This window comes from Neisseria sp. P0017.S009 (assembly GCF_051957375.1).
GTDB classification, from domain to species: domain Bacteria; phylum Pseudomonadota; class Gammaproteobacteria; order Burkholderiales; family Neisseriaceae; genus Neisseria; species Neisseria perflava.
Genome location: NZ_JBQCWL010000001.1, coordinates 293,861 through 313,729, shown reverse-complemented (window position 1 = coordinate 313,729; position 19,869 = coordinate 293,861). Strand labels below are relative to the sequence as shown.

The 19,869-nt window shown below is 49.5% G+C and carries 13 protein-coding genes; 6 read left to right on the top strand and 7 right to left on the bottom strand.

The window, feature by feature from the left end:
* The first annotated feature begins 23 nt into the window (after nt 1–23).
* Nucleotides 24–875 (top strand): DUF5672 family protein, encoded by an 852-nt coding sequence (locus ACTHTG_RS01610; RefSeq protein WP_070765392.1) that lies wholly within the window; start codon nt 24–26, stop codon nt 873–875.
* A gap of 43 nt (nt 876–918) precedes the next feature.
* Here the strand turns inward: ACTHTG_RS01610 and ACTHTG_RS01605 are convergent, their stop codons facing one another.
* Complete coding sequence (locus ACTHTG_RS01605; RefSeq protein WP_070765393.1) at nt 919–1,752, bottom strand: DUF4198 domain-containing protein; 834 nt, start codon at nt 1,750–1,752, stop codon at nt 919–921.
* 252 nt (nt 1,753–2,004) lie between these two features.
* Here ACTHTG_RS01605 and ACTHTG_RS01600 point away from each other — a divergent pair, with 252 nt between their 5' ends.
* The 3 genes from ACTHTG_RS01600 to ACTHTG_RS01590 all read left to right on the top strand — a co-directional run bounded on the left by ACTHTG_RS01600 (nt 2,005) and on the right by ACTHTG_RS01590 (nt 5,031).
* Nucleotides 2,005–3,048: a sulfate ABC transporter substrate-binding protein gene (locus tag ACTHTG_RS01600; protein ID WP_192832390.1), complete on the top strand. Its 1,044-nt coding sequence runs from the start codon at nt 2,005–2,007 to the stop codon at nt 3,046–3,048.
* Between the two features lie 77 nt (nt 3,049–3,125).
* Nucleotides 3,126–4,184 carry a DNA polymerase IV gene (gene dinB / locus ACTHTG_RS01595; RefSeq protein ID WP_049333441.1) on the top strand — a complete coding sequence of 353 codons (1,059 nt, stop codon included), beginning with the start codon at nt 3,126–3,128 and terminating at the stop codon, nt 4,182–4,184.
* A 115-nt stretch (nt 4,185–4,299) separates the two neighbouring features.
* Nucleotides 4,300–5,031, top strand: a complete 732-nt coding sequence (locus ACTHTG_RS01590) for a phosphoadenylyl-sulfate reductase (RefSeq protein ID WP_004521081.1) — start codon at nt 4,300–4,302, stop codon at nt 5,029–5,031.
* Nucleotides 5,032–5,090: 59 nt separating this feature from the next.
* Here the strand turns inward: ACTHTG_RS01590 and recB are convergent, their stop codons facing one another.
* The 4 genes from recB to ACTHTG_RS01570 all read right to left on the bottom strand — a co-directional run bounded on the left by recB (nt 5,091) and on the right by ACTHTG_RS01570 (nt 15,692).
* Nucleotides 5,091–8,747, bottom strand: coding sequence for an exodeoxyribonuclease V subunit beta (gene recB, locus ACTHTG_RS01585; RefSeq protein ID WP_440360499.1), 3,657 nt, complete (start codon nt 8,745–8,747; stop codon nt 5,091–5,093).
* A gap of 144 nt (nt 8,748–8,891) precedes the next feature.
* Nucleotides 8,892–12,650 carry a hemagglutinin repeat-containing protein gene (locus tag ACTHTG_RS01580; RefSeq protein WP_440360498.1) on the bottom strand — a complete coding sequence of 1,253 codons (3,759 nt, stop codon included), beginning with the start codon at nt 12,648–12,650 and terminating at the stop codon, nt 8,892–8,894.
* A 255-nt stretch (nt 12,651–12,905) separates the two neighbouring features.
* Nucleotides 12,906–14,573 (bottom strand): ShlB/FhaC/HecB family hemolysin secretion/activation protein, encoded by a 1,668-nt coding sequence (locus ACTHTG_RS01575; RefSeq protein WP_308538300.1) that lies wholly within the window; start codon nt 14,571–14,573, stop codon nt 12,906–12,908.
* Nucleotides 14,574–14,783: 210 nt separating this feature from the next.
* Complete coding sequence (locus ACTHTG_RS01570; RefSeq protein ID WP_308538301.1) at nt 14,784–15,692, bottom strand: Dyp-type peroxidase; 909 nt, start codon at nt 15,690–15,692, stop codon at nt 14,784–14,786.
* Nucleotides 15,693–15,795: 103 nt separating this feature from the next.
* Between ACTHTG_RS01570 and ACTHTG_RS01565 the strand changes: the two genes are divergently transcribed.
* Nucleotides 15,796–16,884 (top strand): metallophosphoesterase, encoded by a 1,089-nt coding sequence (locus tag ACTHTG_RS01565; RefSeq protein WP_440360497.1) that lies wholly within the window; start codon nt 15,796–15,798, stop codon nt 16,882–16,884.
* A gap of 142 nt (nt 16,885–17,026) precedes the next feature.
* Nucleotides 17,027–17,617 carry a LemA family protein gene (locus ACTHTG_RS01560; protein WP_039862166.1) on the top strand — a complete coding sequence of 197 codons (591 nt, stop codon included), beginning with the start codon at nt 17,027–17,029 and terminating at the stop codon, nt 17,615–17,617.
* Nucleotides 17,618–17,725: 108 nt separating this feature from the next.
* Here the strand turns inward: ACTHTG_RS01560 and ACTHTG_RS01555 are convergent, their stop codons facing one another.
* A complete protein-coding gene (locus tag ACTHTG_RS01555; RefSeq protein ID WP_004519876.1) occupies nt 17,726–18,838 on the bottom strand; it encodes an SGNH/GDSL hydrolase family protein in 1,113 nt (370 codons plus the stop codon).
* The gene (patB, locus tag ACTHTG_RS01550) at nt 18,835–19,863 is read right to left on the bottom strand and encodes a peptidoglycan O-acetyltransferase PatB (protein ID WP_004519875.1); all 1,029 of its coding nucleotides are present in this window, start codon (nt 19,861–19,863) and stop codon (nt 18,835–18,837) included. Before patB ends, ACTHTG_RS01555 begins: the two co-directional genes overlap by 4 nt.
* Nucleotides 19,864–19,869: the final 6 nt, after the last annotated feature.

The following is a 19,869-nucleotide window of genomic DNA, read 5'->3' as shown; positions in this document are numbered from 1 at the left end:
GTCTGAAACAGGGGAAATATATAATGAGTTTTACTGATATTACCGTGGTTGGTATTACCGGCGCAGATTCTTATACCGAGGGCACGATGTATGCCATTATCCGCAGCTGTGCCGAATTGCCCGGCAGCCGTGGATTGCTGATCAGCCCGAGCTGTCCGCAAGGTTTGCCGAAAAATATCCGACATCAGCTTTGCCGGCCATTCGGTTATCTGGAATACAATCTGTTTGTTTTGTACCAACTGATGTATTACATCGAAACCGATTATTGTTTGATTGTTCAAAATGACGGCTGGGTGTTAAACGGTCAAAACTGGCAGGATGCCTATCGGGAATATGATTATATCGGCGCACCTTTGCCGATTTTGTTGGAAACCGAAGCAGACGGGCAGTTTTTCCTGAAGGGAACCGACCAATATTTGGCCAAACAGCATCTGATTCAGAACTCCCCGAATTTGGACGAGCCACAGAACGGCGGTTTCAGCCTGCGCAGCAAGCGGCTTTTAACCATGCCGCGACAGCTGGGCTTAAATGTAGAAATCCAGCCGCCTTTGCCGCCGGAAGACGGAAAAATTGCCGGTATGGAATGGCTGGTGCGTCTGCACCACGAAGATATGTTTTTGACGGCGCAACACCGTTATAGATTGCAGGACTTGGGTTTGAAATTCGCGCCTCCGAATATTGCTACACAATTTTCTTCAGAAGTACCGTTTATCAATCGAATGAGGAATGTCCCTTTAGAGCGCGTCTTTGGGGCGCACTGGATGGGAAGTGTGGTCTTGACCAGCTGCAACCGTATCCGTTTTACCCAATTAAATGGTGATGAGTTGGAAACATTCTCCCGTTTTTTTAGAAATTTGGGTTATGAATTAGAATAAATGAAGGCCGTCTGAAAGTTCAGACGGCCTTTTTTAATGGTTGTTAATGATGATGGTGGGCATGGCGTGCGGCTGCGCGTTTGGTACCAACAGGCACAATCAGCGTTGCGTAAGTATTGTCTTTCTGACATACGCTTTTATCGCCGTAATCGGTCTCGTTCACGACTTTGATTTTCCACAAACCGTCAATCAGCGTAATCACATTGACCACGCCGTTTTTATCGGTTTTGCCGGAGAAGCCTTGAGGTTCGCGGTGGTCATGGGTCGATTCCAAGTCCATTTCCGCCAAAGTGTCCGAGCTGGCGGTAACGGTGGCTTTAACCAAAGGCTCGCCTTTGTACAGGACTTTGACCGGCAAAATACCGCCGGCTTTGACTTCGTTCGGATTTTTCAGCGGAACCAGTTCCAGCTCTTGGCCGATAGGGCGGGTCAATACCGCTTCATCAACTGCGCCGTTGCCCACTTGGACGAAACTCTTGCCGAACATTTGCGATTGTTCGCAATAGGTGGCACCGGCCAGCTGTTTCAAGGTTTGCTGTTTCCAGCCGTCTTGGTTTTTCGACCAGAAAGTCGGTTTGTAGGTTGCGCTGACCCAGTAGGAGCCTTCAGGCAGGGCGGCTTTGGAAACGTATTGATAGTTTTCGCCTTTATTTACCAAATCAACGGTTTTCTTTGAGCTACCGGTCAATTGCAGCGGTTTGAAAATATGTACGCGGTCGTCGGCGATTTTTTCGACATTGGGGAAGTCATGGCTGTAACCCAAATCCGCATGCAGGATTTGGCCGGCAGGCTGATGTGTCGGTGCAGCCACCCAAACATCGTGCGCCTGCGCCACTGCGCCCAATCCCAGCAATCCTAAAAGCATCCATTGTTTCATCGTTTCTACACTCCATCTTTCTATTATTGAACAAAACGCCTAATGATTCGGCGAATACGAACGGTACTCTTTTTTATTAACTTTGTAAATAATATGGTTTAGATTTTATAGTTATAAGTAATTATTTTTTGATTTCAGACGGCCTTAGTTTATATAACCAAAACTGATAAACCCAAAAGCAAACATTATTTCCCGTTTGCCTCCGATCCCGATAAAGTATCGCCATACTTTTAATAGGAGCCGACCATGAATATCCGTACCCTTTCTTTTGCCGCATTGACCGCCGCGCTGGCGTTGAGTGCCTGCTCTCCCAAAAACGAACAATCTGCCGACAATGCAGCTTCCGCAGGCAAGGGCGGTAATGTGAAGCTGTTGAACGTCTCTTATGATGTCGCACGAGATTTTTATAAAGAATACAATCCTTTGTTTGTTAAAGAATATGCTGCGAAAAACGGCGGTGCAACGGTTGAAGTCCAACAGTCGCACGGTGGCTCCAGCAAGCAGGCTTTGGCTGTCGCCAATGGTTTGGCTGCCGATGTGGTGACCATGAACCAGACTTCCGATATCGAGCTTTTGGTGAAAAAAGGTTTGGTCAAAGCCGATTGGAACACCCGTCTGCCGGACAATGCCGTGCCTTATACCAGTAACGTCGTTTTCTTGGTACGCAAAGGCAATCCAAAACACATCCAAGACTGGGGCGATTTGGCCAAAGACGGCGTGCAAATCGTTTTGGCGAACCCGAAAACCACCGGCAACGGCCGCTACGCCTTTTTGGGTGCGTACGGTTATGGTTTGAAAGTGAATAACGGCGATGAAGGCAAAACCAAAGATTTTGTGGCCGCATTGCTGAAAAACACGCCTGTATTTGAAAACGGCGGTCGCGCGGCAACGACGACCTTCAGTCAACGCAATATCGGCGATGTCTTGGTTACCTTTGAAAATGAGGCCAACTACGTCAGCAAAAAGCTGACCCAAGACCAGTTTGAAATCGTCTATCCGAGCTACACCATTCTTTCCGAAGCACCGGTTGCCGTCGTGGACAGCGTAGTCGACAAAAAAGGCACACGCTCCGCTGCCGAAGCCTATCTGCAAAACCTCTGGAGCGAACCGGCTCAAGAGTTGGCCGCCAATCTTTATCTGCGTCCGCGCAATACCGAAGTGTTGGCCAAACACAAAGCCGACTTCCCCGATATTGAAACCTTCAATCCGAATGAGAAGTTCGGCGCTTGGTCGGACATCATGAAAAAATTCTTTGCCGACGGCGGATTGTTTGATCAGCTTTCCGGTAAAAAATAAGGTTTGAACATAGAGGCCGTCTGAAATTTCAGACGGCCTTTTGTTACAATAAGCCTTTTCCTTATCCACCTTTTCCCATGTCCCAACGCAAAATCATCCATATCGATATGGACGCATTCTACGCTTCGGTAGAACTGCGCGAGCAGCCGCATTTGAAAGGGCTGCCCGTCGTTGTGGCATGGGACGGTGCGCGCTCGGTCATTTGTGCCGCGTCTTATGAAGCGCGCAAATTCGGTTTGCACTCGGCCATGTCGGTGGCGACGGCAAAAAGGCTGTGTCCGCAGGCGGTGTTTGTGCCGCCGCATTTCGATTTGTATCGCCAAGTGTCGGCGCAGATTCATGCCGTGTTTCGGCGTTATACCGATTTGATCGAGCCTTTGTCTTTGGACGAAGCCTATTTGGATGTTACCCGAAATTTTAAAAATATCCCGTACGCCAGCGAGGTGGCCAAACGCATTCGCGCCGAAATTTTTGAAGAAACCGGTTTGACGGCCTCTGCAGGCATCGCGCCCAATAAGTTTTTGGCCAAAATCGCTTCCGACTGGCGCAAGCCAAACGGACAGTTTGTATTGCCGCCACCCAAAATCATGGCGTTTTTGGAGAGCTTGCCGTTGGGTAAGATTCCCGGTGTCGGCAAAGTTACGCTGAAAAAAATGAACGCCCTCGGTATGCAGACTGCCGGCGATTTGCACCGTTTTGAGCGCGGCGAACTTTTAAACCATTTCGGCCGCTACGGCTACCGCCTTTATGATTTGGCACGCGGTATCGACGAGCGGCCGGTCAAAGCCGAACGCGAACGCCTGCAAATCTCAACCGAAATCACTTTGCCCGAAGATTTGTCTTTAGAGCAGGCTTCCAGCCATTTGCCGCACCTTGCCGAAGACCTTTGGCGGCAGATTGAGCGCAAAAACGTCGAAGCCAAAGGCGTTACCCTCAAACTCAAAACCCACGATTTCCGCATTATTACGCGTTCGCTGACGTATTCTTCCGTCCTGCCCGACAGTGCCTCGCTGCTTCAGGCGGCGCATACTTTGCTGCAACGCATACCGCCGCAACGCGAAGACGCCTTCCGCCTGATCGGCATCGGTGTGAGTCATTTGCTGCCGAAAAACCAGCAGCAGACGCTTTGGTTATAAAGAAATAGAAAAGCATTCTTTCCGTTTGAAGATAGGGCGCAGGACAATATCGTTCCATAACCATATCGGCAGCCGTTTCAACAGGCCGTCTGAAAATTATTAGGAACAACCAGCCATGTCTTTATTCCGCCCACAACTCTGGAAAATCCCCGAAATCAGCGATGCCGAACGCCGCCAACTGCCTGAGTTGGCAGCCGCTTTGGAGCACCGTTTGCAAGACATTGCCGCACGCTATCCGCAAGCCGTCTTCGCATCCAGCCTTGCGGTTGAGGATATGGTCATTACCGATGCCGTGTGCCGTCTGAAACTGCCCATCCGCATCATCACGCTAAATACGGGCAAACTCAATCCCGAAACCGCCTCGCTGATTGCCGAAACCAATGCGCGTTATCAAACCGAATTGGAAGTGTTTTATCCCAATCGACAAACCGCCGCCGAATTTGAAGCGGAGTTTGGTACGACCGCGATGTACGACAGTGTCGAGTTGCGCCGCCGTTGCTGCCATATCCGCAAAATTGAACCGCTCAACCGCGCTTTGCACAACGCGCCTGCATGGCTGACCGGACAACGCCGCAGCCAGTCCGAAACGCGCAGCGAATTGAATTTTGAAGAGCTGGATACAGGCCGCAACATCGCCAAATTCAATCCTATTTTCGATTGGGAAGAGCAGGATGTTTGGGCATATGCGCACGAGCACCAAGTTCCGCTTAATGCGCTGTATCATCAAGGCTATCCCAGCATTGGGTGCGAACCCTGCACGCGTCCAGTCAAGCTGGGCGAAAATATCCGCGCCGGGCGATGGTGGTGGGAAAGCAAAGACAGTAAGGAATGCGGTTTGCACAAATAATCAAAGGCCGTCTGAAAACGTTTCAGACGGCCTTTTTGACGGTTTAACAAGATGATTTATCAAGTATTTGCTTTTCGTTCAACAAAAGTGGAAAGCAGGGCGGTATCGATGTCCCATTTCCAGATGCCTTGATCCGAGCCGTCCATGCCGCGCAGGAAGAGGTAGCGGATGGCGATTTGGGGCAAGGGCTTGCCGCGCAGGGCATAGTAGCGCGCAATGGCAACGGCGTAGATCAGGGCTTGCAGGTAGTAGTGATGATGCGCCACGGCTTCGTTCATCGCCTGTTGCGTGTACGCGCTTGCATCGTTGCCCAAATGGTTGGATTTGTAGTCGATTAAAACGACATTGCCGTCTGAATCTTGGCAAACCATATCGATAAAGCCGTTCAAATAGCCTTGCAAATCATGGAAATCAAGCAGTTGCGCGGCTTGGACGCATTCGGGTGGCAGGTTTGCTTCGCTTGAGGCAAACCAACGGCGCAAGTTGTCCAGTTTGAAATCGTCCATGTACAGGGTAAACCCCATTTCGGGCAGGCATCGGGTTGGCGGAATCTGCGACAGGCTCTCACCGATTAAAGGCGTCAGGCGGCAGATGTCGAGCATGGCGCTTACCGTCGGCAGCCATTTGTCTTCAAAGCTGTGGCGTTGCAAAACTTCGGCAATCATTTCGGATTGGCTCTCGGCAGAGGCGGCGAAGTCGAGTTTTTCCAACATTTCATGCAAACATACGCCGGCATTGGTGCCGCGGGGGAAATGGTGGATATCGAGGCCGTCTGAAAGCGGGGACGACAGGTTTTCAGACGGCATGGCACGGTCTGCGCTTTCTGCAGGGTCGATGGCAGGTTGCAAAGGCTCGTGTTGTTCGTCGGTTGACTTGGTGTGCCTGCTCAAACCGGTAAAGCTGGTGTAGCGGATAAAGTCAAAATCGCGGCGTTTGATGCTCTGTGCGCTCAAGGCTTGGTCTTGCTGGCGGCTGTATTGGTAGACGGTTTCCGGCGGGGCTTCTTCCGTGAAGGCAAACTCCGTATTTTCAGGCGCGTTTTTGATAAAGCGTTGCCAGTTGGTTTTAAGCATTTCCACAACGTCTGTCGCGCTTTTATAGCTTTGGCTGACGCTTTCGCGGCCGGCATCCGGCAAACCTTCGAGCAGATAGGCAAAAGGATTATTTGGCGTACAGTTTTTGTTGGCGGCAGCATAGATGTTGAGCTGTTCTTCGGCGCGGGTAAGGGCGACATAAAGCAGACGTAAATCTTCTGCCGTCTTTTCGTCGGCAAGGTGGCTTAGTTCTGCTTCCAAGGTTTGCGATTTGGCCAGCAGCTCGGTTTCGTGGTTGTCAGTATGCAGGATTTTCCAGTTTTCTTTGGAATTGTCTTTGGTATCCCACGCGAAGGGGCAGTACACCAAAGGATATTGCAAACCTTTCGAGGCGTGCATGGTAACGATTTTGACCAGTTTTTCGTCGCTTTCAAGACGGATGGTTTGCGCATCTGACGGGAAATGGCCGCTGCGTGCACGGCTGATTTGTTCGTTTAACCATTTATGCAGGGCGGCAGGGTTGCGGCTTTGACTGTCTTCTTCGGACAAAAGCTCCAGAATTTGATAGTAGTTGGTCAGGCTGCGTTCGTTGCCGCCTTTGAGCAGACGTGTTTCGATGTCATGTAGGGCGGCAAACTGCTGCACGGCGGCAAAAATGCCGCCTTTCCGCCATTTTTCCATGGCCTCGGCAGACGACTCCAGCCATTTCAGCAGCTGGTGTTCGTTGTGGTTGAGTTCGTAAATCTCTTTGGCGGTATAGCCGAATAAAACGCCGGTCAAGACAAAGCGCAGCCAGTCGGTTTGCCTTGGGTTAAGCCAAAAGCCGATCAGTGCGGACAGCGAGTCGGCCTCGGCGGAATCGAAAACGGACTGGCGCGACAGCAACACGCTTTGGATACGGCGCTGTTTCAGTTTACCGGCAATCATTGCCGCTTCGTTGTTGGTGCGCACCAAGACGGCAATATCGCCAGATTCCAACGCGCGGCCTTTGAAATTCAGACGGCCTTCGGCTGCTTCATTGAGCGCAAAGGCAATTTCATCGGCGCAATATTCGGCGGCACGGCCGCGCAAAATCTCTTTGCCGGTTTGATCGTCCGTATTGAGCCAGCGCACTTGGATGGCGGGGCGGTGTGGCGACAGCCGGCTTTCGGCGCGGCTGGTGGAGACATCGCTGTAATCGATGTTTTCCAAGACGAAGGGGTGTTTTTTTTGTTTGAACAAGGCGCTGATGCCGTTAATCAGCTTGGCATGGCTGCGGTAGTTGACAGCGAGGGTGTAATGCCTGTCCGCATCTTGCGCGGCTTGCAGATAGGCGTAAATGTCCGCACCGCGAAAGCTGTAAATTGCCTGTTTGGGGTCGCCAACGAGAAACAGCGGGCAGCCTTGTTCGATAAAAATTTGGCGGAAAATTTCGTATTGCAGCGGGTCGGTATCTTGGAATTCGTCAATCAGCGCGATTTCCCAGTTTGCCGCCGCCGCTTTTGCCAACGTATTGCCGTGTTCATTGGTGGTCAATGCCTGATGGACATCCAGCAGCAAATCGTCAAACACGCGCTCGCGGCGTGATTTTTTTTGTTCGGCAATGGATTGGTTAATGTAGGAAAGGAGGTCGAGTTGCAGGCAGATGAAGACTGCTTCTTCCGCGCTTTCCATTGCCTGCAAATCACGACCGAGATTGGCCAAGGCTTGCAGCTGAATAATTTCCGCCGCATCGGCATCGGCTTTATTTTCTTTTTTCAGTTTACTGTTGAGCGTGTCGATATTGAAGAGGCTTAATTTCCCTAGCGTTTGTTTGCTCAGGCGGGGCAGACGGTTGGATTCGGCGTTTGTTTTTAAATCGGTAAAAACATTTTCAAAGGTTTTTCTTTTGTAGGTTTGGCCGTTAAGTTTGGGCAAGATTGTCCAAAACGCTTTTTCCAAGTCTTCCAACTGGCCGCAAATTTTTTGCCATGTTTCTTGAAGGTTGGCTTGGGCTTCTTTCAAATCGCCTTCAGGCCGTCTGAATTTCAGATAGGGGCGGCCGGTATAGCTTTTGATTTCGGCAAGCATTTCTTCGGGCGTGCATTTTCGGTCAAAAACCAATTGTGCCAATGTGGCATCGGTTGCCACTTTCTGCCGCCAAAAGTCTTGCGCAGGAATCAGCAGCCTCTCGCTCGAGTCGTCCGACAGCTCGACATCCAAAGGCGCGCCGCATAAAAACGCATAATCGCGCAAGACGCGCTGACAGAAGCCGTGGATGGTGTAAATCGAGGCGTTGTCAAACTGGCTCAGGGCGGCTTTGAGGCGGAGAATCAGGCGATGGCAGCTTTCCTGTCCGTCTTGCTCGCCTAAAGCCAAGGGAATCAATCGATTGAGAAAGTCATCGGGGGATTTTTTCTCTTTTTCGTAATATTTGTTCAGGCCGTCTGAAATATGTTCCGGCTCGCCGCCCAAAGTTTGGATTTCGTTCAAAACCTGCAACACTTCGTCCAAACGCGCGCGCAAACGGGTTTTCAGTTCTGCCGTCGCCGCTTTGGTAAAGGTAACGACCAGAATTTTCTCGATGTCTTTTTTTTCTAAAACAATCAGTCGGGTAAAGAGCGCGGCAATGCCGTAGGTTTTACCCGTACCGGCAGAAGCTTCGATAAGGTTGGTGCCGTCGATGGAAAGTGTGAGCGCGTCAAAAGGAAGGGCGGAAGACATGGTAGGAACGGAATAATATTAGCGAGGCATTATCATAACAGAGATAGTGTGTTGTTTTGCATTGATGATAAAAATGCCGTCTGAAAACTTTCTGTTTTCAGACGGCATGTCTTAATGGCTATTAAATGACTTCAATAGCGCATCTTAGTAGCGCAAACGGCGTTTGGCGTAGCTTGGTTGGCGAGGACGATAGGTATAACGGTTCGCCGCAGGAGCTTTACTGTCGTCATAGTAGTACGCAACATTATTACCGTTGATGGTCGTATTGTTGACGCTCAAACCGGTTGGAGAGCCGGTAGTAATAACAACATTGTCGCTTTGGATGGTGTTTGCCGTATTGGTTACGTTGGCTTCGTTTTTACCTTTGGTGTTGATGCCGCCGTTTGGTTTGCCTGAAGCGTAGCTGCCGTTGACATTGATGGTCAGATTTTTTTCGTTAACGCTGCTGATCGCGCCGGAAGTATTGACTTTGTTGCCTTCTACTTCAACGGAGTTGTTGGATACCAAGTTGGTACCGTGCAGGTTGACGTCGCCGTTGTTGGCATTGATTTTAATCTCATTGCCGGCCGCTACATTCGCGCCTGCGGCGGTAGAAGAAGCGTTATCGGTTTTGTTGACGCCGACAGAGCCGTTGACGTGAGGAACGGCAACACCGGTTTCAACATTGATTGTCGCGCCAGCGCCGATACCGACATTAACAGCTGTACCTTGGTTGGAGGCAGTATTGGCTGACTCGGTGAAGGTTACGCCGTTGCCTGCGGTAATGTTGACGTTGTTGTTGGCGGTAATGTTGGATGCGATTTCAGCAGAGTCTTTGGCGTTGATGACAACATTGGTCGCATTCATATCGCCTTTGACGGCGGTAGATTCTTTTTTGTTTTCATCAGCGTAGTTGACGTTCAGGTTGGCATTCACATCAACGTTTGAACCATCTTTGGTGTATGCGCCGACAGTCAAAGAAGCGCCGCCTTGTTTACTGCTGCTGTTGCTGGTGTTGTGGGCGGCAGTGTTGTGGTATGAACCTGCATCAATGTTAATCGCACCGGTCACATCGTATTTTGTACCTTCATCAGACACTTTGTCATTTGCCAAAACGATGGCATTGCCTGCGTTGATGGTGGTTACGGTTGCAGTGGATTCATTGTGGGTCGAGGAGTTGCCTTGACCTTGTGCAGTGATTTCACCGCCGATGCCTTTGTTGGTACTGATGCCGGCAGAAACGACCAAACCGCCGCCGTTTTGTTTCACATCGGATTTTGCACCGCTGTGTGCCGCTGCATGGGTAACGTTTTTGGCAGCTTCAACCACATTGCCGGTCGCATTAATCACTGTACCTTCTTGATTAATATTGCCGTTTGCAGTGATGGTGGCGTTGCCGCCGGTGTTGATGTTGGATACATGAGATGTATTCGTTACGGTAGTTGCATCTGTTTTGGTGCTGGTAATGCCGACAGATACGCCGACGCCTGCAACGTTATTTTTTTCGTATGCAGTAGCAGATACGCCCAAATCAGTTACGCGTCCGGATTCGGTCACAGTGTTGCTGCCTTTGGATGCAACAACATTGACGTCATTGGCTGCGGAAATGTTGACAGATTCTTCGCCGTTGACTTGGCTACCGCTGACGGTAACGTTTGAGTTGGAAGACAACTGGGTGTTTTTACCGGTCAAAATGCTGCCGTTCAGGCCGACAGAGTGGGTGTCGGTGTGGGTATCGGTGAATTTAATACCGGCTTTGGCAGTCACGCTGCCGTTTTCTTTATTGGTTTCGGTGCCAGAGTAGCCTTTGATGGAATACTCGTTGACCTGTTTGTTTTCTACCGCTTTGGCAGCATCAATGGTCAAATCGCCTGCGGAAGAAAGTTGCAGTTTTTGTGCCGCAAACAATGCAGAACCGATCACATTGATGTCTTTGTTGGAAACAACGGTCAGGTCGGCATTGGAAACCAAGGTAGAACCGGTTACTTTTTCAATGCTGCTGTTGCTGCTGGTTTTAGAGGTAGTGATATTGAAAATCGTACCTTTACGCGCGCTTTGTGCGGAAGTATCGGTGCTGGTGGCGTTTTTAATATCGACATTGCCTGCTTTGGAGCTGACGAATGTACCGGCTTGGCCTTCAACGGTACTGCCGTAAACGTTGACGCCGTTTTTTGCACCCAAAACTATGTTTGAGTTGGCAGTAATGCTGCTGCCGTGCAGGTTTTCGGTACGGTTGTTTTGAACTTGGCTTTCACCGCCGAACAGGCCGCCCCAGTATTTTTTCTGGTCGTCGAGGCTGTTGGTGTTGATGGTGGTTTGAGTACCCAAGTTGATGTTGTTGACATCGGTAACGACATTGCCGTTTGCCGCAATGCTTGCGCCGTAAGTGCTCAAATCGCCTTCGGAAATCAAACCGATATCACCGGCTGCGGAGATTTTGGTTTGATGGGCGGTAGAGTTTTTGGAAGATTTTGTAGCGATACCGGTTTTCAGGGCAGCAGTTTCATTTTTGAAGCTGACATAAGTCGAGCTGCTGTCGGTTTCGCTGTTGCTGCTTAATACGATTCCTTGTTGGGCGGCAATGCGTGCATCAGCAGCCGAGTTCAGTTCGGTCGCATCCAATTGAACTTTGCCGGTGGTGGCAATATTGACAGAACCGGCATTGATTTTGGTTTGATGCAGGCTTTCGTCAGCAGAGGAGCTCAGGTTGTTGTTGTACCAAAGGCCTTTGCTTTGAGTGTGGTCGGATTCTGTACGGTTGGTGGTTTTTACCGCGTTAGAATTGATATTGCCTGTGGCAGAAGCAGTCAGCGCGCCGGCATTGATGTTGGCTGCGCTCAGGTTGAGGCTGCCGCTATTGTTCAAAGTCAATGACTCGGATGCATTGATATTGCTGGCGGTAAAGGTTTCCGTTTTGTTGCGGTCCGAACGGAAGTGCTGAACATTTTGCGCCTCTTTGCCGCTGGAAGATTTGTTGGCAGAATGGCTGGTAACCGTGCCTTTGATGTCGGTATCGCGGGCAAACAATTCCATTTGTGCGCCGGTCAGATTGGCGGACTGGATGCTCAGGTTGCCTTTGCTGTCGATATTCAGGTAGCGGGTACCGGTAATGGCGGCATTTTGAATGTTTTGTTTGGCGCGTTTGTCGGTCGCGTGGATGCGGATGGTACCGGCGCGCATACTGCCGAAAATATGACCGTCAAGCACCGGCGCATTTGAAGCAGCGTCCAATGCTTCGATTTGTGCGGTTTTGTAGTCGAAGTTGCTTTTGCCTGAAGAAACATTGATGGCGTCGGCGGCATTAACGTTGGCTGATTTGCCGACAACCACTTGCGGCGCGAGCAGGTCAACCACGCGGTTGCCGCTCAAATTGCCGTTTACTTGCAGTTGTTTGCCATTGTCGCTGATATTGAAAGATTTCAACGCGCCGTCTGAAACGGTTGGCGTACCGACAACCAAGGATGCGCGGTTGGCATTCAGGATACTGCCGCCGTTGTGGGTAATGCCGTTAGGGTTTGCCAAAACATAGTCTGCGGCAATACCGAAGATCTCTTGCTGACCCAAGATCAGGGAAGGGTTTTTGCTGACCACTTCATTCAAGATCACAGATGCGGCCTGACCTTGGAAGTTTTTGTTGGCAGACAGGTTTCCGGCCAGTTGGGATTTACCGGCAGACAGGGCGTTATTCAAAACGGCACCGTGTTGGGAAACGTTGTACTTGTTATATTGGTTGTGAGAAAGACCTTGAGCCGTCGGTGCGGCAATGTTGACGATGTCAACATTGTGTTGCTGCTGTACCGAAGTTTGGCCGATGGCTTCGATATTGGCGGCTACCGCTGCATTTCCCAGGAATGCAAAGCACACGGCGACAGTTACTTTGCCGGAAGCTGAGAGCTTAGGCTGATATAAAGTGTCGATTTTCATGGATTTTAATCCTTATTTATCGTGATGGAGATTGAATCAGAAATCCCATATCGGGTATTGGATTTCTGTTGAGGAAATTTTTGAATGTATTAACATTGTTATGAATTTTTTTACAATCATACCACCAGTATGGCCTTGTGTGCACTATTTCAAATGCAAATAAAAACCGCCCATCTCATTGATATTAATGGAAAATTAATAACGGTAAGATGGGCGGTTTATATATTGGATAAAAGGATATATATTTACATAACTTTAAAATGGAATGCGTAAAGAAACAGTCACATGATCCTGTTTTTCGCTGTTTGATTGGTTGGGCATGCGCGCAAAACCTTTGCCGTAGTCGGCAGAAAGCTGCCATTTGTCCGCCTTGCCCAAATTCAAACCTGCCACTAAGCCCATGGCACGTTGCGAACCTTCGTTATTGTTTTTGGCAACGCCGATGTCTGCGCCCAGATAAGGCTCGATATAGATGCCGTGGGGCGTATTGCGGCGGAAATAAACAGTATTGCTTAACAGGACTGCGCTGTTTGCGCTCACAGAAGTCGAACGGAAACCGCGTACATTTTGATAACCGACGACGTCCATTTCTTTGGTAGCAAACAAATCATGCGGACTATATTGGGCATCGATTTGGTGATGGTTGCGCACGATCCATTTGCCCAATGGACGGTTTTGAATCAAATTGCTTTGCAAGGATACAGAGGTATAGCGCTTGTCAAACGGCGTATGTTCGGTATTTTTCGCAAATCCTTGTTCCACGCCGATATTGTTGAGCCAAATACCGTTTGGCAGGATGGCTGTATGTGACAGGCCGACTTGTGCTGAATAGATTTCCGGACTTTGCAATTCTAGTTTGCTGTCGGCAAATTTTGCAGTCTGTTTTATATAGTCGATGCCGACATAGGCGGAGGTGATGTGTTTTTGACTGCGTGAGAATACGCGGTCTGCTTTGATTCCTGCCGCTTTGGATTGGGAGCGGTAGGCATAACGCGTCACGCTGGGCACTAAGATGCTTTGCGATTGCGACGCGGCGGCGTAAGTGCTGAATGTCCATGCGCCATAAGGAACTTGGTAGAACATACTGCCGCCGCGACTGTAATGGCTGTCGTGGTTGTTTAGATTGGTGTAGCCGTTTAGATATAGGGAGTCGCTCAATCCCAACGGGCTGCCGATATTCAGGCTGCCGCGCAGCGTCGTGGTATTGGGTTTGCTGCCTTTATTGTCGATGGTAATGCTGCCGCCCCAATGTTTTTCGGCATCGTTGTTGAGTTGGATGGAGGCGGTGCCGTCATCATGCGGATAAACATCAATGCTGACGTTGTTGCCGACAACATGGTTTGCCTGTTCGATACCTTGGTCAAGGTATTGGATGTTTAGCGGTTTGCCTTGATGATTGGGGAAGAGGGTATCGACATTGACCGTACGGGAGCCGCCGGTAATCTCACGGATTTTGCCTTCGATGACTGCTAATTTCAAAACACGCTCAGGCGTGGTTTCAAATTTGATTTGCGTATGCGGATAGCCTTGAGCGATATATTCGGCAACGATATCCCGGTTCAGTTGGTTGATGCTGTTTTGATTGATGCATTTGGGTAACTTGGCTTCAATCTTTTTGGAATCGATGAGGGTAATACCGGAAAGCTCGATACCGGTGTAATCCAAGCATTTGGTATTGTTTTCAGACGGCACCTCTTGTGCAACCGCGTCATTATCTTGCTTTTTCTGCAAATCCCATGCCGACTGCTCGCGTTTTTGGATTTCGACCGAATGAATCTGGTCAAGATTGTCGCGGAAGTCTTTGTCAAATTGGTTGGGTACGTTTTTATCGATTTGATCAAGCGGATTCGGCGTATTGGCCGCATAGGCGTTTAGCGCGGAGAGAATCAATACGGGCAGGGGAAGAAGGCGGGATTTATACATGGTGTCGTAATTTTATAGGGTTAATAATTGGGTTTATTTTATCGAAAATAGCTGCTTGGGCGTATCGGTTTTTATCGTTGTCTGTAATCAGGGTCTGCTGAACTGCTATGAAACAAATTTCTATGATAATACCATAAAATTATTAAGGGAATTTAAATAACAAAAACCTGCCTTTGAAAAGGCAGGTTTTTTCAGACGGCCTGAGAGCCGTTAAAGATTTTGCAAACGCTCCACAGAAGGTGCGTAGTAGTAAGCACCTGATACGGCTTTAGACAAATATTTCAGCAGTAAGTCGGTTTTGCCGTCTGCATCGCCGAACATATTGAGCAGCTGAACTTCAATATTGTGCAGCGTGTTGCAATAGGAAGTGAACATCAAACCGTGTTCGCCACTGAGTTTGCCGAAAGGCAGGCTGCGGCGGACAATTTTTAGGTCAACGCCGTTTTCTTTGACATTGACGCGGCCGAGATGGGAGTCGGGCAGGCGTACATCTTCGCTGAATTCGTCATTGGTTTCTTTGCTGCGGCCAACGCTGGCTTCTTGTTCGGCAGTAGGAACGGCATCCCATTTTTTTAAATCGTGCAGGTATTTTTGCAGCAAAACATAGCTGCCGCCGGCATCGGGCTTGCCTTCGGGAATAATGGCGACATTGCGCACATTGTCATCGCCCTGCGGATTTTCCGTACCATCGACAAAACCGTCCAAGCCGCGGTCTTCATACAGGCGCAGGCCGTGTTCTTCAGTGGATACGCGGATGCTGTCGCCGAATGCGCCTAAAACAGATTGAGCCAAGGCATAAGCAGCTTTTTGCTCGGTGGCTTGGATGTGGATATAGAGGTCGTGTTGGGTGGAAGGGGCGAGGCCGTTGCCCAATTCTGGGAAAGGTTTGATTTCGCTGCCTTCGTCAGTATGGCCGAACGATTGCCATGCGCGGCTGCCGAAGGCAATGGTCAAACCCAAAATATCATTTGGAAAACGGGTTTTCAGTTTGGCCAAGGATTCCAAAGAAAGGCGGCAGGCAGATTTGATGTCTTCGTTGCGGCCGTCCGAAATGTCTGCTTCGATAAAAATACCGGCTTGTGCGTGATCAGGAATAATAGCTGATTGAGGTTGGCTCATGATGATTCCTTTCAAAATATTATGGGTTTTTACGTGGGGGATTATACACTGAAAGTTTCAGACGGCCTAAAATCTGCCTTTTGATTTTTTAGGGCGGAAAGGCATGTTTGGCAAGATGTTTTTTGTGAGCGTCATTCTGTTGCAAGTGTTTACATTCGGGCTCGGGCGTTCGCTGCGATGGCTGTTTGCGCCTTGGATTGGCAAAGTTGGCAGACGTTGGCTAATGGGTATTTCCTATTTCATTACAAACGGCTTGTTGGTCGGCTTGCTGCTGGAGTTGGGGCATATGATGTTTCGCGTGGTGGCGTTTTGGATGGTGATCTTGCTGTTTGTAATGTATGCCGCGTTGGTGACATTTATCCTGTATCTTTTGCTGCGCCGTTTTATGGCGCGTCAACCGCTGTCACGAAGCCTGCGGCTGTTTGCGCCTTTGTTTGTGGCCGGTTTGCTCGGTTTGGGGATGTATAACGCCTATACGCCCGTGGTCCGCCATCAGACCGTATTCATCAATAAGAAAATGGATAAGCCGCTGCGTATTGGCGTGGCCAGCGATTTGCACTTGGGAATTTTGTTCGGCGCGCGTCAATTGGACAAGCTGACGGACATCATGAAGCGGGAAAAAGTCGACATGGTGTTGCTGCCGGGGGATTTGATGGACGATACCGTCGATGCCTACCTTAAAGAAAACATGAAACCGCATTTGCAGAAGCTGACTGCGCCGATGGGCGTTTACGCCACTTTGGGCAATCATGATTGGTTCCGCGATCAGAAGCGCATCAAACATGAATTGGAAGCGGCAGGTTTGACGGTTTTGGCCAATCAGGTTTTGGAAGTGAATGGTGTGTTGTTGGTAGGGAGGAGCGATGATTTGGATCGCAAGCGTCCTAGTGCGGAGCAGCTTTTAGAAGGTCAAAATACCCGATTACCGGTTTTATTGATGGATCACCGTCCTACTTCAATTGAAGCCCATGCCCGGCTGCCGATTGATGTGCAGGTTTCCGGCCATGTCCACAACGGCCAAGTAGCCCCCGCCAACCTTATCGTCCGTACGCTTTATCGTCTTGCTTATGGTTATGAGGCGATCGGCAACGGCCATTTCTTCACCACTTCGGGCTATGGCTTCTGGGGCATTCCCCTTCGTTTGGGTTCGCAATCAGAAGTGTGGGTTATCGACATCAAGTCAAAGCATTGAAATAGAAATATAAACTTCAGGCCGTCTGAATTTCAGACAGCCTTTTTTATGAAAATTGGGGAAAAATATTGAAATTGGATTATAATCGATGTTAATAAAATCAGCCACCGATATGAGTGGCATCATAACTAGGGAACTCACTATGGGCATTATTAGTCTTGCGCTTATCTTCGTATCAATCGCCGCCGTCTTATTGTATTTCAAACAACAGTTGAAAGACCGCAAAAAAGACTGTCGCGAATCCTTTGTCTCTTTGCGCATTGCGCTCGACTGCCGACATCAGGCCGTCCGTCATGTATTGGATGCATACAGCAAACATCTGCAAGAGCAGGGCATTGCATCGGATCGAAACGTTCAGCAGATGTGTGCCGAAGTCGAAACTGCATTGGCGCAAACTGCCAAAACATTTTCCGAGTCCAAAATCAAACATCTGTGTGAAGCCGAAACAGCATTGAATCATGCGTTGAAAAAATTGCAAACTGCCGTCAACGGTCTTTTGAAACAGTATCCTGATGAGCAATTGGCGGGTTTGATGGAAATGCTGGATGCAGCAGAAGCGGAAGTTGCATCAGCACGCCGTACTTACAACCGCAGAGCCGGAAGTTACAACCATCATTTAAACAAGCTGCCCAACCGCCTTGTCGCCAAGCCATTAGGCTTTGACAAGCAGGCAGGATTGGTTCGTTTCACGGAAAATCAAACGCAACGCATGAGCAGCAATATGTTAGCTTAAAAATTAAGCAGTTTGCTGAATAAGTGATACACAAAAGGCCGTCTGAAATATTAATTTCAGACGGCCTTTTGTTTACTGTTAATGAAAAATACTTAGGCTTTGGCCAATTTATTGGGCAAAGCGGATCAGGCTGTCGGCAAGCTTATCGGCTGCAGTTTCGTAACCTTGTGCAGAGAAGTGAACGCCGTCTTTGGCTGCCAAGCCTTGAGCCATCCAGCTTTTCATGCTGCATGCGCCCCCCATTGCATCTTGCCAAGACCAGAACATGATTTTTTCGTCACGGGCAACGCGTTGCTGCATTTGTTGTACTTCGCTGAGCAAGACCGGACGGTTGCCGCAGCTGCCGTAGGCGGTTTTCAAAGATTCCGGAGCGCCGAGGATCAGGATACCTGCGTTGGGCAGGGTGTTTTTGATTTGACGGATGTAATTGCGCCATGTCCGTTCGGTAGAGGAAATATCGAGATTGCCGGAAAAGGCTTCATTGGTACCGTAGGCAAGGATGATTAAATCGGCTTTGGTTTGTGCCAAATCTTCCCACATACCCGGCCGCCATTTTGACCATTGGGATAACTGCGCGCCGTTGATGCCCATGGCGGAAACGGTTACGCCGCGTCCGGGGCGTTCGATATTAATGAAACCGATTTGCCAAGGCATGCTGCTGCTGAGGGTCATCGGCAGGGAAGCGTTGGTATGCAACAGTTGCCAGCCGTTTTGTGTGGCAGGGATTTCGCGGCCGTTGACGGTCAGGGTTTGCTCTGACCAAACCGGTTTGCCGAAAATGGAGATTTGTTGCATATCCATGCTGCCGTCGGCTGCGCTTAAGGTAACGCTGCCGCCATCGGCGCGTGCTTCAATACCGCCGAAAGAAAAATCGCTGTATGATTTGCGGCTGCTGATGGTGTTCCAACCGCTGCCGTTGTAACGGACGGTTGCCATGCGCTGGCCTTTGACGGTGTTGGGATAAACCCAACCGATGCCGCCGTTGCCCCATTGTTGTTGTAAACGGCGGCGCAGGCGGTCGGTGAAATAGTCGCCGGCGGTGTGGGAGTCGCCGACTTGGATAATGCGGAATTTGCCGTCTGAAGTATGGTTGAGCTGTTGCAGTTTGTTCAGCCAGGCAGGGTGGTTGGAGCCGTAGTTGCTTAACAGGCCGTCATTGGTTGCGCAGGCGGTAATAGGGAGTGCGAGAAGCGTGAGGAGTAAGGTTTTATTAAATTTCATGGTTGTGTATCGTGTGTAAAATTAATTTTTTCCATAATTTTTCCGGCCAATAGTTTTTGGCCTTCTGCGGAAAAGTGAATGCCGTCCTTGCTGCGGTAACGGATGATTTTTCCATCTACTTTGACAGAGTCGGCATATTCTTCTGCGCCATTGCTCAACAGTTTGTCGGTAGGCAACCAAATGGCTTGAGGCGACACCGTACCCGACAGGATTTTGTCGAGGTAGCGCATCTGTTCATTGAGCTTGGCTTTTTTCATGTAAGGAATGCCCAGCCAAATGACTTGGACATCATGTGCGGAGGCTGCATCAAGAATACGGCGGACGCGGTTGAGGTATTCTGCCTCCCATTCGGGGGAGGCGAATTTCAGGTATTTTTTACCCATCGGGAAATCCCAAGGGTCGTTTGGGCCTAAGAATACAACCAAAACGCGGATATCGGGTTCTTTTTGCAAAGTTTGTTCGATGGTTTTCGGCCAGTCGAAGAAATTGGGGTAGGACAAACCGGTACTTTGTTTACTGAGGTTGACCGATTGTACGCCATATTCTTGCTTGAGGTGTTTTTGTACGAAAGGTGCAACGCCCTGCATCAGCGAGTCGCCGGCAAAGAAAACTTTGTTGCCTTTTTTCAATACAACCTGCGTTGCCGACTGATCAGCCTGATTGCTTGGCTCGCTGGCTGTGGTATCTGTATTGTTAGTCGCATCGGAAGCAGCAGAGTCTTTTTGATTGTCGGATACTTCAATGTTTTCCGTATTTTCAGACGGCCTTGTTGCTTCAATGCCAGAGTCTTCCGAAGCCAAAGCGTCTTCCGTTTCCAGTGAAGCTTTCAGGCCGTCTGAAAATTCGTAGGCTTTTTGTTGCCAATCCGCACCGATACGCCACCAAGCGTATTCGGATAAAGGCTCAAGCGGACTGTTCTCATGATAGGTCTGCTGCCAATAGGCATTGATGGAGTTTTGGGCAAACCACGTCAGCGCAACCGCACTGAGCAGAATAGAAACAAACAGGGAGATAAAGCGTTTCATGTTCTG